This window comes from Actinocrispum wychmicini, from assembly GCF_004345645.1.
Taxonomy (GTDB): domain Bacteria; phylum Actinomycetota; class Actinomycetes; order Mycobacteriales; family Pseudonocardiaceae; genus Kibdelosporangium; species Kibdelosporangium wychmicini.
Genome location: NZ_SLWS01000008.1, coordinates 240422 through 257358, shown reverse-complemented (window position 1 = coordinate 257358; position 16937 = coordinate 240422). Strand labels below are relative to the sequence as shown.

Genomic DNA, 16937 nt, shown 5'->3' with positions numbered 1-16937 from the left:
CTCCTCTCAGGGGTCCGTGTCTACCTCAGGGGTGTTGTGATTCGGTTGTGAGTCGCGGAAGACCACCCAGCGCATCATGCAGTACATGTACACGGCCTCGCACCCGCCCGCGGCGATCCGCGCCAGCCGGAAGTCCAGGCCCAACGCGGCCAGCCCGGTCGCCACCCCCAGGATCCACGCCAGGTAGTTGACGACGACAACGACCACGTACACGGCGACCTGCGGGCCGACCGCGGCGTGCGAACGGAAGTTGAAGGCGCGGTTGAGCGTGTAGCTCAGGCCGAACGCGCACACGTAGGAGATGGTGATCGCCGCGGGCAGCCACAGGTCCAGCCACGAGTGCAACGCGGTGAGCAGGGTCAGGTCGACCGCGAAGGTGAAGCCGTTGATGACCGCGAAGCCGAGCAGGCTCGGTGGGATGATCCTGGACAGTCCGAACGGGAGCCGCCGGACGACCGCGGCCATCGCCGCCCCGAACCGCTCTCCCCTGTCCTGCGCACGTGTCGCCTGCGGCATGTCCGTGAGTCTGCCCATCCCGGGTGACCACCAGGCGAACGAGGGCTTAGCTGTGGGTGATCTCGGTGACCGCGACCCGATAGAGCGCCGAACCATGCTCGTTACGGTGTTGCGCGGCGAACCACGGCTCCCCTGCGTCCAAAGTGGACACGTCGGTGCGCAGCCGGAACCCGCGGTCGGCGAGGAACGCCCCGACCTCGTCCGGGTGCAGGCCGAACGTCCACGGCTCGCCGGCCCTGGCCACCGCCCGCACCCACCGGCGCGCCTCCGGGAACGGCGACGGCTCGGCCAGCGCCCGAACGTCCACATAGGTCACGATCAGCGTCCCGCCGGCGTGCCCCAGGTCGTGGATCACCCCGAGGGTGCCGTCGATGGCTTCCTGGGTGAGGTAGTTCGTCACGCCTTCCCAGACGAACACCGTCTCCCGCGTCCGGTCGAAGCCGGCCGCCGCCAGTTGCTCGGCCAGGTCGTCGCGTTCGAAGTCGACCGGCACGTACGTGACGTGCTCGGTGTTCAGGTCCAGCTGCGAGATCACCCGCCGTTTCGCGGCCTGCGTCAGCGGATGGTCGACCTCGAACACCCGCTTCGAGGCCAACGCGGGCAGGCGGTGCGCGCGCGTGTCGTACCCAGCTCCCAGCAGCACACACTGCTCGGCGTCGGCCTCGGTGAGGGCGTCGTCGATCACCTTGGTCCGGACGATCGCCGACGGCCGCGGGCCTGGCCCGGCGACCGCGTCGTACAGGCCAGACGCCAGCCGCCGCACCCCGAACACACCGCTCGCGGCCGCCAACGTCCGAAGTGTCGGCCGCAGAAACGCGTCGGCGTACGGGTCGGCGAACAACCGGCTGCGCACCGGTCGCTTGGACTCGAACGCGCGCTGCAACGCGACCGTCTCAGCCGTGAAACTCGCTCGGGAATCCACCTTCTACCACCCCCAGGTCGGTTTAGCGGCTGATCCTAAGGGATCATGCCGCCGCGCCGGGGCCAGGCAGCACGTCGATGTCGCCCGGGTGCATCGGTTCGCCGCAGTGGGCGCACCGCAGGTCGACCCGGCTGATCTCACCGCAGGCGTGGTGGCGGTAGAGCACCGGCGGGCCGGCCTCGCCGGCGAGCCACTTGTCGCCCCAGCCGACCATGACCATGAGCAGGTCGACGAGCTCGGTGCCCTTCTGGGTCAGGACGTACTCGTACCTGGGCCGCCGGTCGTAGGGCCGGCGTTCGAGCACACCGTGCTCGATGAGGTGGTTCAGCCGCTCGGTCAGCACCTTGCGGGAGATGCCGAGATCGGCCTGGATCTGCTCGAACCGGCTGAACCCGACCCACACGTCCCGCAGGATGAGCGGCGACCAGGGCTCCCCGATCACGTCGAGCGTGCGCGCGATCGAGCACGCCATCTCGCCGAAGTTCGTTCGCTGCATGCGTCCAGTCTAACAATTGGGGTTCCCTTAGGGAACTCGTCCTGCTACGGTCATGGAGTCTCTTGAAGGAACCCTGGAAGGATCGCCGAGATGACCACCATGCTCAACGCAGAAGTCCGCCGCGTTCTCGACGGCACCCCGATCGCCCACGTCGCCAGCCTGCTGCCGGACGGCGCCCCGCACTCCGTTCCGGTCTGGATCGGCACCGACGGCGACCACGTCGCGATCCTCACCGGGCCGGGCTCCCGCAAGGCCCGCAACCTGCGGCGTGACCCGCGGGTCGCGATCTCCCTGACCCCGGCCGACAACCCGTTCGAGCCGATCATCATCCGCGGCGAGGTCGTGGCATGGGTGGAGGGTGACGCCGCGTGGGAGATCGTCGACCGGATCGCCACCAAGTACATCGGCGGCCCCTACACGCGCGACAACGAACGCGTCATCGCGCTCATCAAGCCGGACCGGCAGATCGTGGGGATGAGCTGATCTCCGGGGTCAGCGGACGGTCCGCTCGTCCGGCAGCGCGGCGGGCTCGTCCGGCTGGGCCGCCGTGAGGCTGCCGAGCATCGTCAGTTTCTCCGACATTTCCGAGCCTTTCTCGGCTCGATAGATCTTGAGTTGAAGGTCCGGAGCCCCGTTCGGCTTGAATGTCTCATATGTCAGGTCGAGATCGCCGACAATCGGGTGGCGCAGGAACGACTGGCCCGAGGTCTTCTCCAGCACCTCGGCCTTGGCCCACCGTTTGCTGAATTCCTCGCTGCGCACCGTCAACTCGCCGACCAGTGCCATCAGTTCGGCGTTCACCGCCGGATTGCTCGCGGCCGCCCGAATTGAGGCCACAATCGTGCCGGCCACATTGTTCCAGTTGCGGTAGAACGTCCGGCCGGCCGGATCCAGGAACACCAGCCGGGCCAGGTTGTCGCTGTGCTGATGGCCACCGTAGATCGCCCGGCCGAGGTGGTTGGCCACCACGATGTTGTGACACGGGTCGGTGATCAGCGCCGGGTGGTCGGTCCAGTCGTTGACCAGCCGCAGCAGGTTGGGGCTGAGCTGGCGGCGCACGGGCGGGACGGGCGGGCCCTGGGTGGCGATGGCGAACAGGTACCGCTGGGCGTCCGGGCCGAGCCGCAGCACCCGGGCCAACGAGTTCAGCACGCTCGGCGAAGGGTGCTGCTCACGGCCCTGTTCCAGGCGGGTGTAGTAGTCCACGCTCAGGCCCGCCATGGCCGCGACCTCCTCGCGGCGCAGCCCCGGCACCCGCCTGGTCCCGCCGGGCGGCAGGTCCACGTCCTCGGGCTTGACGCCGGCCCGCCGCGCCTTGAGATAGTCACCCAACTGGTTGGCCATATGACCATGGTATGCGCGGCGCTGGGGCCGAGGGTGGGTGTGGCACAACCAGGGTGCCGCTCACCCAGGTGGTCCCGGCCGTTCTGGATTAGCGTTCGTGGCATGGCAATCGAACACACTTCACTGGGCGGCCTCGACGTTTCCCGGATCGGGCTCGGCGCCATGTCGATGTCCGCTTTCTACACCGGTGCGGGCAGCGACGACGACGAGGCGATCCGCACCATCCACCGCGCGTTCGACCTCGGTGTCACCTTCGTCGACACGGCCGAGATCTACGGTCCGTTCACCAATGAGGAACTGGTCGGTCGCGCCATCGCGGGCCGCCGGGACGATGTGGTGCTCGCCACGAAATTCGGTCTGCTTTCGCACCCGAACGTGGCCGAACGCAACATCGACAGCTCCCCCGCGAACATCCGGACCGCGCTGGAAGGCTCCCTGAAGCGGCTCGGCACCGACTACGTCGACCTCTACTACCAGCACCGCGTCGACCCGAACACGCCGATCGAGGACACCGTCGGCGCCCTCGCCGACCTGGTGCGGGAAGGCAAGATCCGGCACATCGGCCTGTCCGAGGCCGGCGCGGAGACCATCCGGCGCGCCCACGCCGTGCACCCGATCACCGCGCTGCAGACCGAGTACTCACTGTGGACACGTGACCCGGAGGACCAGATCCTGTCCGTGGTCCGCGAACTGGGCATCGGGTTCGTGGCGTACTCCCCGCTCGGCCGCGGCTTCCTGACCGGCGCGATCCGGTCGACCGACCAGTTCGACAGTAGCGACTTCCGCCGCAACCACCCGCGGTTCGCCGACGGCAACCTCGAACGGAACCTGCGGATCGTGGACGAGGTCGAAGCCGTCGCCCAGGAAGTCGGCTCGACACCCGCACAGGTGGCGTTGGCGTGGCTGCTCGTCCAGGGCGACGACATCGTCCCCATCCCGGGCACCAAGCGGGTCTCCCGGATCGAGGAGAACGCGGCCGCGCTCGACGTCAAGCTCACCCCGGAACAGGTCGACCGGCTCACCGCGATCGCGCCGCCCGCCGGCGACCGCTACGCGGACATGTCCCAGGTCAACGTCTGACCGTCCGGCTGGCGGGGACTCACGGCTTCGTCCCCGGCCAGTCACCCCGGTCGACCATCAGGAGCACCAGCGCGGCGATGTTCCACGCGTCGTCGTCGCCGCGATGGTGCCGTCCTTCCAAGGGAAGTTCGGCGATCTTGAGAGCGGCCGCCATGCCCACCGGCCGGGGCAGGCCGAACGTCTCCGCGAACGTCGCCTTCGCGTTGACGTGCCGCTGACCGAACGGGTACCGAACAGTGGTCGCGGCGCACTGGCGGAGGAACTGCTTGCGGTCGTAGTCACCCCAACTGGCCCACCCCAGCTTCCCCGCCTCGTGGTCCTTGGCCAGGACCCGGCACGCCTCCTCGAACGGCATCCCGGTGTCCACCTCGGCCTGGGTGAGCCCGGTCAGCCGGGTGCAGAAGTCGCTCACCTCGGACCTGGCCGGCTTCACCAGGATCCGGTGTCGCGCAACGCGTTCGCCCGCGACCAGGTCGACGACGGTCAACCCGATCTCGATGATCTCGTTGACCTGGCCGCCCGGTGACGGCCCGTCCCAGCACGTGGCCTCGACATCCACGACGTTCAGCAACACGCGGCGAGCGTAGCCACACCGTCGCGAGTGGGGCACTCGGTTTTACAGTGAGGTCACGAAGATGTCCGTGGGGTTCTGCGAATTCGCCGTGGTCATGGGGAAGAACGGGATGACCGCCCGGCCCGTCGCCACCAGGCCGTGGTAGTCGCCGAGGTAGTACGACGAGTTCGCGCGCGGAGCCAGTGCCATGTCGAACGGACCGGCGACGTGCCGCTCGAACCAGGTGCTGCCGCCGTCAATGGACGTGGCCAGCCAGATGTCGGTCAGCAGGGTCGCGGGATCCGCGGTGTTGTTGCGGAAGTCCGAGTAGGTGACGAAGACCGTCCCGTCCCGCTGCGCCGCGACCGCGCTGGAGAACGCCTGGGTGGACAGATCACGGTTCACCACAGTGGGCGCCGACCACGTGCGGCCGGCGTCGGTCGACCGGGCGACCGCGATGCCGTTGCGCAGCCCGTTGGTGAAGCGGGAGTCCTGCCATGTCAGGTAAACCGTGCCGCGTCCGTCGACGGCCAGTTGCGGCAGTTGGCCGCCGTCACGGACCTTGGCCTGGGTCTCCGGGTCCGTTGTGGGCGCGAGCCGTTGGTCGGCCACCTTCGCGGGCGCCGACCAGGTGACGCCGTGGTCGACCGAACTGGTCGCGGCGATGTCGACGAGGATCTCGTGCGTGCCCGGATCTTCCTTGTACCGCGCGAAAGCGTTGACGAGCGTCCCGTTCGGCAGCACGACGAGCCGGTTGGCCGTGGTCTGCGCGTTGATCCCGGGATCGTAGACGGCGGTGGCCGGCTGCCAGGTGAGGCCGCCGTCCGTGCTGCGGCGCATCAGCGTCGGCCCGACCGAGTGCTCCGGGTCGATCACCCGGATCGCCGTCCACACCACGTAGACCAATCGGGCGTCGGTGGGGTCCGCGGTCACCGACGGCAGGTCGTTGAACAGGTTCTCGTCGCCGGTCGCCAGCAGCACCGGATCACTCCACGTGACACCGCCGTCGGCGGACCGGGTCACGTGCACACCGTTGACCGAGCCGGGGGTCAGCGCGGCACCGCTCATGGACAGCGTGGACAGATAGGCGGTCCCGTCCGGCGCGATGCTCGCCCACGAGTCCGTGGCGCGATCGAAAGCGGTGTTACCGGTACAGCGGGACATCCGCGGCGTCGACTGCCGCCACGACAAGCCGCCGTCAAAAGAGGCCACTGCGACCACACCCTGCGCGGCCACGTCCGACCAACGGTCTTCCTGGTACGTGCCAACGAGATGGCGCGGATTACGTGGGTTCACCGCGAGATACGGCTGCACTTCGGCGTTTCGGTACAGCGTCGCGGAACCGGTGGCACACCCCACGGCGAACGGCGTCGGGCCGGAGACGGCGCGGACACCCTGGCCGGCCGCGGCCTGGCCACCCAGTAACAGCACAACAGCGGCAGTGGTGACGATCCGGCTCTTCATGGCGAACCCCCCGTATCGCCTATATATTACCGCGTCCGGCGCCATCACCGCCGATCAGACTTCGGCGCCTGCCACCCTTCAGGGCTCATGCCGAAGAGTTCACGCTCCGTCATAGTGCCGATGGCACACGTCACCTGACGGACAAAGTCACGACACCGGAGACATAGCGGCCGCCTTTGACGTCACCGTCGGGAATCAGCTGCGGGTGCGCCAGCCCAGCCCCATCCTCCACCGTGGACAAAAGCAGCGGACGACGTTCGCCGAGCGTGACCATGGCCCCATATCCGTCGTCACCCACCGCCGTGACAGCACTGCCCGACGTCGGCAGGACTCCGGCGAACAGCAGAACCTCGGCCAGCGACGGGCCTTTCTCCGTGTGGGTCTGCGGGGTGGTGCCGGCCAGGAACGTGACCTTGACCGTCCGGGCGGGCAGGTGGGCAAGCAGCCAAGCCGGGAGGACCACTGTCCTGTGTGGAGTGACCACGCGCAGCCCGGGGCCAGTAGATGGCGTGGTCCGGTCGACAAAGACGTTGACACCACGGACATCCATGACATCGCGGCGGTTGTCGCCGGGCAGGACGAGGTCGATGCCGTGGTCGGTGGTGAGGACCGCGGGCTGGGCTCCGAACCCTGGATCGAGCTCACCGAGCGCGAACGTCGACGACCGTCCGTGCTTGCCGGTTACCCGGACCCCCACCCGCAGTTGCGTGTTCTTGCCCGGCGGAACGACCGGGGCGGAGTGGACGACAAGGTCCAGGAGACTGGTCCCGGTGACCGTCCTCGACGTGCCGGGAACGGGATACGTCCGCTGACCGAGCGCGACCAGATCGGACCCACTGTAGTCCCGCGCAGAAGCCACATCGCCGCTCACAGTGACGGTGGCGGTCGGCGCGGCCATGGCGGGAACGCTGGACACAACGACGGCCACGACAACACCGGTGATGATCATCGGCAGTCTCATGGCCACACGCTACATCGCCGCAGAGTCGGAGGAAACGGCCTCATGGGTCCGCGAACACGGATCCGAACATCTGAATACAGGTCTTTGTTCAAAGGATGCCCTCGCCGGGCGGGCTGATCGACCAGGAGACAGGGGAAGGGCCGCGTCCTGTCTCCCGCCCGACCTGCCAGAGGCAACCACAGGCGTCAAGAGGCCGGTTCCCGCGCGGGGTTGCTCGCCGCTTTCAGCCTCTTGACACCTGTAGTTGGGCTGCGCCCAGGTCGGCCGGGAGACAGAACGAGGCACAGGTCTGTTGCGCGGGCACGCGCCTTGGATTTCGGATGCCAATGATCAAGGAGACACCACCGACAGCGATGCCGGGCTTGCCCGCTCTTGGCTCTAGTCCTCGTAGGGAGAGATTCCCGCCGCCAGCCCGCGCAGGATTCGCTTGGTCGATCTGTTCACGAGGTGCCACAGGCCGCCGCCCATCGAGACCCGGGCGATGCCGATCTCGGCCAATGTGGACAGTGTGGGGCCGCCGGGCATCAGGTTGCCGTTCACTGGTCCGACCGTGTCCACGAACGACTTCAGCAGGTCCGGCGACTTGAGTGTGATCGGGTAGACGCAGTCGGCGCCTGCGGTGCGGTAGGCGGTGGCGCGTTCCAGGCCGTCGTCCAGAACGGCTTTGGGGTCCTCCGCGCGGAGGAAGACGTCCACTCGGGCGTTGAGGACGAGGTCTGGGGCGGCCGCTCGGAGTGCCGACAGGTAGTCGGCGTGTCGGGCGGTTTCTTTCAGACCGCCGGCTTGGTGATCGGTGTCCTCGATGTTGCAGCCGACCGCGCCGGCTTCGGCCAGTCGGGCGGCGAGTTCGGTGGCGGGCAGGTCGTAGCCGCCTTCGGCGTCGACAGTGACCGGTACGGACACGACTCGGGTGATTCGGCGGACCGCGTCGAACATCTCCGCTGGTGGGGCACCTTGGTGGTCCTCGTAGCCGAGGGACTGGGCCACGGCGACCGAACTTGTTGCCACTGCGGGGAAACCTGCTTGTTCGACCAGGGTTGCCGAGGCCGCGTCCCAGGCGTTCGGCAACAACAGTGGGTTGCCGGGGAGGTGCAGGGCGCGGAGCTTGGTTGCCGTCATGCCGCGCGCCTGGGGAGCTCCGAGCGGCTGGGGACGCCGATTCGGTTGTAGCCGTTGATGACCATGACCATCCACACTACCGCCCGGTACTGGTCCTCGGTGAAGACGTTGACCGCGCGGTCGTACACGTCGTCGGGCACGTCCTGGTTGTCCGGCAGCCTGGTGAGGACTTCGGTGAGTTCCAGGGCCGCGCGTTCCTGCTCGGTGAACAGGTCAGTCTCCCGCCAGGCGTCGAGCAGGAAGATTCGGCGCGCGTTCTCGCCGAGTTTCAGCGCGTCGGTGGTGTGCATGTCCAGGCAGAGGGCGCAGCCGTTGATCTGGGAGGCCCGGATCTTGACCAGTTCGAACAGGGACTGGTCCACCCCGGCCGCGTTGCCGGCCTGGGTGACTTCCTCGGCCAGGGCGAACAGGGCCTTGCTCGCCTTGGCGAAGCCGTAGATGTTGATCCGCTTTGTCATGACACGAACGTTAGCGCCAACTTGTCCACGGGTAGAGTCCAGTTCTATGGAGGATTCGTGGTCCAGTTCTGTCGACGTGCACCTGGACTGGACGCCAGGCAGCGGCCGGCACGCGCTGGCGAACGCCGTTCGCGCGGCGATCCGGGACGGCAGGTGGCGGTCCGGCGCGATCGTGCCGTCCACCCGTGCCCTGGCCCACGACCTGGGCATCGCGCGCGGCACGGTCACCCGCGTGTACGCCGACCTCGCCGCTGAGGGCTACCTGCACACCAGCCAGGGAGCGCCGACCCGGGTGGCCACGGCCGGGGCTGAGGCGCTGAGCTCGCCCGACCCCGCGTACACCCATCGGCCACCCCGCCAGTGGAACCTGATGGTCGGGCGCCCAGACCCCTCACTGTTCCCCCGCGACCTGTGGACAGCCGCGGCCAAGCGGGTCCTGCAGCACACTCCGAACGAGACATTCGGCTACGGCGAGCCGCGTGGCTCATCGGTGCTACGCACCACGTTGTCGGCGTACGCCGGACGCAGCCGAGGCGTACGGACGGACCCGGCGCGGATCGTGATCTGCGCCGGGTTCAGTCACGCGATCGGTGTGCTCGGGCGAGCGTTGCGGCGCGTCGGGATCACCGAGATGGCCTTCGAGGACCCGTCGTTCGTCCGGTTCCGCGCCTTCGCCGCCGCCACCGGACAGCACGTTGTCGGCGTGCCCGTCGACGAGCAGGGCATGGACGTCACCCAACTCAACAGCCCCGCGGTGGTGGTCACGCCCGCCCATCAGGCGCCGATGGGCGTGACGATGGCGCCGGCGAGACGGACCGCGCTGGCCCAGTCCGGCGCTCTGGTCATCGAAGACGACTACGACGGCGAGTTCCGGTTCGACCACCACCAGGTGGGCGCGCTCCAGGCGCTCGCGCCGGAGAAGGTGATCTACGCGGGCACCGCGAGCAAAACCCTGGCGCCGTCACTGCGGCTCGCGTGGCTGGTGCTGCCCAGGGCGTTGGTCGACCCGGTGGTGTCGGTCATCGAGGCCGAAGGTGTCTACGTCCCCATGCTCGACCAGCTCGTCCTCGCCGACATGATCAGCTCCGGCGCCTACGACCGGCACGTCCGGCGCTGCCGGCTGGAATACCGGGCCCGGCGCGACCGACTCGTCGCCGCCCTCCCGCCGCACCTGATCCCCCGAGGCATCTCCGCCGGCCTGCACCTCACCATCCCGATGTCCTTTTCGGACGAGTCGGCCGTGCCCGCGCTCGCCGCCCGGCACTCGCTGGCCATCGCCACCGTCGGCGAGTCCAGGATCGACGCGGACGGACCGGCCGGGCTCGTGGTCGGCTACGGCGCCCCACCCAAGAACTCCTTCGGCGGCACGCTGGCCGCCCTACTGGCCATGCTCCAGGAGATGTAGCCGAATTATTCCCACCGTCCCAACCTGTGAACGCCATCCCCAGACACGGCCGCTTCCCGCACGATGAAGCGCATGGCCAGAACACAACCGCAGCTCGCCGTCGCGTTGGACGGGACCGGCTGGCACCCGGCCGCGTGGCGGGAACCCGACGCCCGCCCACGGGACCTGCTCACCGCCGGGTACTGGATCGATCTGGTCCGCGAGGCGGAGGCCGGCAAGCTCGACTTCGTCACGATCGCCGACTCGTTGCGGCTGGACCGCGAGCCCGGCCGGTTGGACGCGGTGCTGATCGCGTCCAGAGTGGCGCCGCTGACCAACCGCATCGGGCTGGTGCCTGCCGCCATCGCCACGCACACCGAGCCGTTCCACCTGTCCAAGGCGATCGCGACACTCGACTACGTCAGCCAGGGTCGCGCCGGCCTGCACGTGCGGACGACCTCGGACGTGGCCGAGGCACGGCATTTCGGCCGCCGTACGGACTTGACGGACCTGGCCGGCGAGGCCGCGGACTACGTCGAGGTGCTGCGCCGGTTGTGGGACAGCTGGGCGGACGACGCGGAGATCCGGGACGTGGCCACCGGCCGGTTCGTCGACCGGGACAAGCTGCACTACATCGACTTCACCGGCCGCTGGTTCACGGTGAAGGGGCCGTCCATCACGCCGAGGCCGCCACAGGGCCAACCCATCGTGGCCGCCGACGCACGGATCGGCGGCGACCTCGTGTTCGTCGAACCGCATGAGGAAGGCGACTTCGCGGATGTCGTCGTCTTCCTGGACGAGACCACCACGGCCGCCGTGGACCGCAAGGCACGCCTGGACGACCTGGCCGAGCCGCCGCCAGGCACGGTGTTCACCGGTACCCCGGAGGAACTCGCGGACCAGTTGGCGGCGTGGGACTTCCGGGGCTTCCGCCTGCATCCGGCCGCGATCCCGCACGACCTGACCGCCATCGTCCGCGGCCTGGTGCCGCTCCTGCAGGGCCGCGGCGAGTTCCGGCGTGAGTACGAGACAACGACACTGCGGGGCCACCTGGGGCTCAGCCGGCCCGCGAACCGTTACGAGGTTGCCTGATGACCAAGCAGATCCACCTCGCCGCGCACTTCCCCGGCGTGAACAACACGACTGTGTGGAGCGACCCGCAGGCCGGCAGCCACATCGAGTTCAGCTCGTTCGTCCATCTGGCGCAGACCGCGGAACGGGCCAAGTTCGACTTCTTCTTCCTCGCCGAGGGCCTGCGGCTGCGCGAGCAGAACGGCCAGATCTACGACCTGGACGTGGTCGGCCGGCCGGACACGTTCACCGTGCTCGCCGCGCTGGCCGCGGTGACCGAGCACCTCGGCCTCACCGGCACCATCAACTCGACCTTCAACGAGCCCTACGAGGTGGCCCGCCAGTTCGCCTCGCTCGACCACCTGTCCGGCGGCCGCGCCGGCTGGAACGTGGTCACGTCGTGGGACGCGTTCACCGGCGAGAACTTCCGCCGCGGCGGATTCCTCCCCCAGGACCAGCGCTACGAACGCGCGGAGACGTTCATGCGCACGGCCTGGGAGCTGTTCGACTCGTGGAACGGCCACGAGGTCTTGGCGGACAAGGAATCCGGTGTGTACGTGACCGAAGGCGCGGGCGCGTTCGACCACCACGACGCCCATTTCGACATCTCCGGCCGGTTCAACGTGCCGCGCAGCCCGCAGGGCCGCCCGGTGATCCTCCAGGCGGGCGACTCCGACGAGGGCCGGGAGTTCGCCGCGGCCACCGCGGACGCGATCTTCTCCCGCTACGGCACCCTGGAGGCGGGCCAGAAGTTCTACACGGACGTCAAGCGGCGCCTGGCCAAGTACGGCCGCACCCACGACCAGCTGAAGATCCTGCCGGCGGCCACGTTCGTCCTCGGCGACACCGACGCGGACGCCCGCGAACGCGCCCATGCCGTGCGCCGCCAACAGGTCAGCGGCCAGACCGCGATCAAGTTCCTGGAACAGCTGTGGAACCGCGACCTCGGCGGGTACGACCCGGACGGGCCGCTGCCCGAGGTGGATCCGCTCGTCGGCGAGAACACCGTCGCCCAGGGCCGGGCCAGTGTGCGGATGTACAAGGATCCGCTGGGCACCGCCAGGGAGTGGCGCGCGCTGGCGGAGGCGAAGAACCTGTCGATCCGCGAGCTGATCATCGAGGTCACCGCCCGCCAGACCTTCATCGGCTCGGCCGCCACGGTCGCCGACTCGATCAACGAACTGGTCCAGGCGGACGCGAGCGACGGCTTCATCCTGGTCCCGCACGTCACCCCGGGCGGCCTGGACGAGTTCGCAGAGACCGTGGTGCCGCGGCTGCAGGACCGTGGCGTGTTCCGGACCGAGTACACCGGCCCGACCCTGCGCGACCACCTGGGGGTTCAGCCTTTTCGCACTACTTGAGTAATTCGGCGACAGTTTTCAACCGCTGTTCGCCCGGCGTTCGCCCAGGCACCGGTGTGGCAGTGACGATCGCGGCTCAGGGTCACCTCCATGAGCGAACTGACACGTCGCCGTCTGCTGGGATCCACCGCCGGTGTCGCGGCCGCCGCGGCGGCCGCGACCCTGATGCCGCCGAATGTCCAACGCGCCCTCGCCGACGAGGCGCCCAAACGCGGCTCCCTGCGGGACATCGAGCATGTCGTGCTGTTGATGCAGGAGAACCGGTCGTTCGACCACTACTTCGGCACGCTGTCCGGGGTACGCGGGTTCAACGACCCCGACGCCGCCAGACTCCCCAACGGCCGCACGGTGTTCTACCAGCCGGACGCACAGAACCCGGCCGGGTACGCGCTGCCGTTCCACCTGGACACGCACGCCACCAACGCGCAGAAGATCCCGTCGACCTCACACGCCTGGCAGGTCCAGCACGACGCCTGGAACGCCGGCAGGATGGACAACTGGCTGCCCGCGCACCGGAAGGCCGACGGCAAGAACGGCCCGTACGTGATGGGCTACCACACCCGCGCCGACCTGCCGTTCCAGTTCGCGCTCGCCGAGGCGTTCACCATCTGCGACGCCTACCACTGCTCCGTCTTCGGCCCCACCTGGCCGAACCGGATGATGTGGATGACCGGCACGGTCGACCCGGACGGCGAGCACGGCGGCCCGATCCTGGACAACCACGCGCCCGCCGGCGGCTACACGTGGAAAACGTACGCCGAACGGCTCACCGAGGCCGGTGTCAGCTGGCGCGTATACGAACAGGACGACACGTACGGCTGCAACATGCTTGAGCAGTTCGCGTCGTTCCGTAACAGTCCCAAGGATTCGCCGCTGTACGTGAACGGCCTCACGCACCGGCCGGAAGGCCAGTTCGAATACGACGCCCGCAACGGCAAGCTGCCCACGGTGTCGTGGATCATCTGCACGTCGACCGCGTCCGAGCACCCGAACTTCACGCCCGCCGAGGGCGCCGCGTTCGTCGCCAGCAAGATCGACGCGATCGCCTCGAACCCGGACGTCTGGGCGAAGACCGTGTTCATCCTCAACTACGACGAGAACGACGGCCTGTTCGACCACGTCATCCCACCGACCCCGCCGGCCGGGACACCGCACGAGTTCGTCACCAAGACCTCCCCTGGCGGCACACCCGGCAACGGCCTGCCGGTCGGCGCGGGCTACCGCGTGCCGGCGATCATCGTGTCCCCGTGGACCGCGGGCGGCTGGGTCTGCAGCGAGAACTTCGACCACACGTCTCCCCTGCGGTTCCTGGAGAAGGTCACCGGGGTGGCCGAGCCGAACATCTCGGACTGGCGCCGCCGGACGTTCGGCGACATGACGTCCGCGTTCCGGTTCCACGACCACAAGGCCGACCCGCCCGTCCTGCCGGACACCAGCGGCCCGCTGGTGCTGTCCCGTTACGAGGCCGCCAACCTGCCCGCGCCGGCGTTCCCCGGCAAGGACCAGAAGCCGCCCACCCAGGAACGCGGCCGCCGCCCGCACACCCGCCGCCCGAAGGGGCAGCCGCAGCCGCCCGATGCGGCACCCGAGGATCCGTCGTAGCGGGCGGCCACACAGCCGGATGCTGGGCGGCGTGCCCTACCATCAGCCGGTCGAACGCGGCCGTGAGCAGCAGGATGAACCCGCAGCACGGCCGCGGGCGGCCGGCCCGATGGGCGTCCTGGACGTCCAGCGCCTCGCCGGCAACCAGGCGATGCGGTCGCTCATGACACCTGTGGTGGTGCAACGGTTCGAGTCGGATGAGCACCTGCGGCTCGGCGACCAGGGAGCGGACCGGGCGCACGCCGAGATGGTCCCGCTGGCGCCCGGCTACCAGGTGACGTACGGCGAGATGATCGCCATGGCCGGCGACTTCTTCGGCAGCCTGAGCCAGTTGCAGGGCATCGCCCAGGTCCCGGGCACTGGCGCGGGCACCCGGGAGGAGATCGAGTACGTCCGGGTCGTGAAGGTGCACGGCGACAAGTCCAAAAAGGACAGCTATTCGGAGTCCGCCGTGCGGGCCGCCGACCACCGGTACTACGAACTGGCGCTGAGCAACCGGTCGCACTTCGTCAACCCGGAGGGCGAGGCCGGCGACACCGCTGGCCGCGCCGAGGGCGCCCACCAGGAACTCCGTCTACAGTGGACAGGAATCCTGCCGGGGTTCGTGAGCGAGCTGGTCATCCCGCGCGCCGGGGCCGGATACCGGCACTACCACATGGAAGCGTTGTTCCAGGCCTATGTGGCCGGGTTCGAGGGGCAGGGCATCGAGGGCGCGCTCGCCCCGGAGGCGTTCGGCGCGCACTACCTCACCGACGCGTTCTCCGGCGGGCACCTGCGGACCGCGCGGTCCAGCATCCAGGACTACTGGAACCCCAAGGTGCCGATGTTCGGCTACAACCTCACCGGGTGGATCGCGCAGGAACTGGCCGCCCGGATCGGGGACGCGCACTGGTACGGCCGCGACGTCGCGTACCACGGTGTCCCGTGGCAGGCCGGCGCGTTCGAACAGGTCGCCTCGAAGCTGGCGGAGAAAGGCGCGCTCGGGTTCGGTGACGTGGTCTCCGGCACGATCCACGACCTGGACAGCGAGCGAGGTGTGCTCGCGGACGTCAACGGCCAGCGCATCCAGCTGATGGGCGACGGGCACCTCGGTGGCGACACCGAACGCGTCGCCGTCGAGGCGGTGAACTACAGCCACAACGACCTCACCCGGGCGTGGCTGATCGGGCGCCGCCGTGGCCCGTTGCAGGACGTCCTGCCGGACGTGACCGCGGGCAAAGTCCTTGGCGCCGAACAGATGCTGCCGAACGTCGTACCCGACAACGAACTGCCGGACAACCAGAAGTCGGTACAGTGGGAGGTGGCGTCCGCGCTGGACCTGCTGAGCGACCCGACGTTCCAGCGGGGACTGCGGATCTTCGGCGTCAACAAGGCGAACGAACTGGCCGAGGTCGCCAACACCCTGGAGCCCGACGTGCGGCCGCACTTCGACCCGGCCGTAGTCCAGCCGTTCCGCACCGACCCGGTCACCACCCTGCGCAAGGTGTTGAACTGGACCCCCAACACGGGCGGCGGCCTGCTCGGACACAACCAGGACGACAACGCGCTGGACTACTACAACGAGGCCAGCGGCAAGAACGCGGTCGGCACGTTGACGGTGAAGCAACGCGTCGACCTTATCCGGAACCTGCTCGACGGCTACACCAGCGGCGAGGAGGAGAACGCGGCGTTCGACATCCTCACCGCGAACTCGTCCCACAGCCAGGACGTGATCCGCCAGGTCGGCTGGGACCGCCTGGAGGACGAACTGGGCAACCGGTTCAGCAACCGGTTCCCCAAGTCCAGCTAGTCGTCCAGGCCCAGCACCAGCTGCGGCTGCGGGATGCTGTGGTCGTCGCGGAGCGGGCGCACAGCCGTGCCGATCGCGAAGAACTCCGTGGTGTGCCCACTCCAGGCATGGTTGTGCTGCTGCAGCTCCACGCCGACGATGCCTTCGGCGTGCAGCGCCTCGGCTTCCTTCTGCATGCGTTCCATCGCCAGCTCACGGGCGTCGTACAGAGCTTGGGTGAACTGCGGCAGTTCGGTGTTGCGGCCGACGTTGGCGATCACGTTGCCGAACGTGCGGTGCGCCACGTGGTATACGCACGAGCCCATCACCATGCCCAACGGCATGTACCCGGTCTGCAACAACGTCCAGAAGTCCTGGCCGGACAGGTCGGAGGTGAACGGTTTGTTCCTGTTGTTGCGCCAGTCGCCGCCGTGCTCGGCTTTGACCGCCGTGCCGATCGCGATGAACTCGGCGATGTCCGAGCCCCACTCCTTCAGCTCCACCCGCAGCCGCACCGCCACGATGCCGTCCGCGCCGAGCACGTCCGCCTCGGCCTCCATCCGGTCCATCGCCAGCTCACGCGCGTGGTACATGGCCTGCGACAGGGTCTCCAGCTCTTGGTTTCTGCCCCACCGCCGGAACTGGATGCCGACGTGGTAGATGGACGTGCCCAACACCATGCCCAGCGGCCGGAAACCGGCCTGGCGCACCAGCAGGAACTCGTTCACCGACAGGTCGGACGTGAAGATCGAGCCCGGCTTGCCCGGTTTGAGCTCGTTCAGCCGGGTCATCGCGTCGGCCGACATCCCCAGCTCGCTGGCATCCATTCCCGGTGTCT

The 16937-nt window shown here is 68.7% G+C and carries 17 protein-coding genes; 7 read left to right on the top strand and 10 right to left on the bottom strand.

All coding sequences use genetic code 11. The features are described from left to right. Positions 1 to 6: 6 nt before the first annotated feature. The 3 genes from EV192_RS34085 to EV192_RS34075 are packed head-to-tail and all read right to left on the bottom strand — an operon-like array spanning position 7 to position 1934. Positions 7 to 516 (bottom strand): GtrA family protein, encoded by a 510-nt coding sequence (locus EV192_RS34085; RefSeq protein WP_132122712.1) that lies wholly within the window; start codon positions 514 to 516, stop codon positions 7 to 9. 46 nt (positions 517 to 562) lie between these two features. Next, entirely contained in the window at positions 563 to 1438 is an 876-nt protein-coding gene (locus tag EV192_RS34080) for a class I SAM-dependent methyltransferase (protein ID WP_132122711.1), read from the bottom strand. Between the two features lie 43 nt (positions 1439 to 1481). Beyond that, a complete protein-coding gene (locus EV192_RS34075) occupies positions 1482 to 1934 on the bottom strand; it encodes a winged helix-turn-helix transcriptional regulator (RefSeq protein WP_132122710.1) in 453 nt (150 codons plus the stop codon). A 90-nt stretch (positions 1935 to 2024) separates the two neighbouring features. Here EV192_RS34075 and EV192_RS34070 point away from each other — a divergent pair, with 90 nt between their 5' ends. Beyond that, positions 2025 to 2417: a PPOX class F420-dependent oxidoreductase gene (locus EV192_RS34070; RefSeq protein WP_481729946.1), complete on the top strand. Its 393-nt coding sequence runs from the start codon at positions 2025 to 2027 to the stop codon at positions 2415 to 2417. Between the two features lie 9 nt (positions 2418 to 2426). On the opposite strand, the gene EV192_RS34065 is transcribed toward EV192_RS34070, so the two are convergent. Next, positions 2427 to 3278 (bottom strand): helix-turn-helix transcriptional regulator, encoded by an 852-nt coding sequence (locus EV192_RS34065; protein WP_132122709.1) that lies wholly within the window; start codon positions 3276 to 3278, stop codon positions 2427 to 2429. 102 nt (positions 3279 to 3380) lie between these two features. On the opposite strand from EV192_RS34065, the gene EV192_RS34060 reads away from it, so the two are divergent. Next, entirely contained in the window at positions 3381 to 4358 is a 978-nt protein-coding gene (locus tag EV192_RS34060; RefSeq protein ID WP_424923410.1) for an aldo/keto reductase, read from the top strand. A 19-nt stretch (positions 4359 to 4377) separates the two neighbouring features. On the opposite strand, the gene EV192_RS34055 is transcribed toward EV192_RS34060, so the two are convergent. The 5 genes from EV192_RS34055 to EV192_RS34035 form a co-directional block, all read right to left on the bottom strand. Beyond that, positions 4378 to 4932: a 3'-5' exonuclease gene (locus tag EV192_RS34055; RefSeq protein ID WP_243727247.1), complete on the bottom strand. Its 555-nt coding sequence runs from the start codon at positions 4930 to 4932 to the stop codon at positions 4378 to 4380. Between the two features lie 42 nt (positions 4933 to 4974). Beyond that, positions 4975 to 6375 (bottom strand): sialidase family protein, encoded by a 1401-nt coding sequence (locus EV192_RS34050; protein ID WP_165960769.1) that lies wholly within the window; start codon positions 6373 to 6375, stop codon positions 4975 to 4977. A 130-nt stretch (positions 6376 to 6505) separates the two neighbouring features. Next, on the bottom strand, positions 6506 to 7336 hold the full coding sequence (locus tag EV192_RS34045) for a hypothetical protein (RefSeq protein WP_132122706.1): 831 nt from the start codon (positions 7334 to 7336) through the stop codon (positions 6506 to 6508). 378 nt (positions 7337 to 7714) lie between these two features. Then, entirely contained in the window at positions 7715 to 8455 is a 741-nt protein-coding gene (locus EV192_RS34040; protein WP_132122705.1) for an isocitrate lyase/PEP mutase family protein, read from the bottom strand. Then, entirely contained in the window at positions 8452 to 8913 is a 462-nt protein-coding gene (locus tag EV192_RS34035) for a carboxymuconolactone decarboxylase family protein (RefSeq protein ID WP_132122704.1), read from the bottom strand. The genes EV192_RS34040 and EV192_RS34035 overlap by 4 nt, the downstream gene beginning before the upstream one ends. Before the next feature lie 46 nt (positions 8914 to 8959). Between EV192_RS34035 and EV192_RS34030 the strand changes: the two genes are divergently transcribed. The 5 genes from EV192_RS34030 (at position 8960) to EV192_RS34010 (ending at position 16120) form a co-directional block, all read left to right on the top strand. Then, positions 8960 to 10318: an aminotransferase-like domain-containing protein gene (locus tag EV192_RS34030; protein ID WP_132122703.1), complete on the top strand. Its 1359-nt coding sequence runs from the start codon at positions 8960 to 8962 to the stop codon at positions 10316 to 10318. 72 nt (positions 10319 to 10390) lie between these two features. Beyond that, a complete protein-coding gene (locus EV192_RS34025; protein WP_132122702.1) occupies positions 10391 to 11389 on the top strand; it encodes an LLM class flavin-dependent oxidoreductase in 999 nt (332 codons plus the stop codon). After that, complete coding sequence (locus EV192_RS34020) at positions 11389 to 12729, top strand: NtaA/DmoA family FMN-dependent monooxygenase (protein ID WP_132122701.1); 1341 nt, start codon at positions 11389 to 11391, stop codon at positions 12727 to 12729. The genes EV192_RS34025 and EV192_RS34020 overlap by 1 nt, the downstream gene beginning before the upstream one ends. A 90-nt stretch (positions 12730 to 12819) precedes the next feature. Further along, positions 12820 to 14331 carry a phosphocholine-specific phospholipase C gene (locus tag EV192_RS34015; protein WP_132122700.1) on the top strand — a complete coding sequence of 504 codons (1512 nt, stop codon included), beginning with the start codon at positions 12820 to 12822 and terminating at the stop codon, positions 14329 to 14331. Between the two features lie 31 nt (positions 14332 to 14362). Further along, on the top strand, positions 14363 to 16120 hold the full coding sequence (locus EV192_RS34010; RefSeq protein WP_132122699.1) for a hypothetical protein: 1758 nt from the start codon (positions 14363 to 14365) through the stop codon (positions 16118 to 16120). Here EV192_RS34010 and EV192_RS34005 read toward each other — a convergent pair. Next, complete coding sequence (locus EV192_RS34005; RefSeq protein WP_243727246.1) at positions 16117 to 16926, bottom strand: heavy metal-binding domain-containing protein; 810 nt, start codon at positions 16924 to 16926, stop codon at positions 16117 to 16119. The genes EV192_RS34010 and EV192_RS34005 overlap by 4 nt on opposite strands. Between the last annotated feature and the right edge of the window lie 11 nt (positions 16927 to 16937).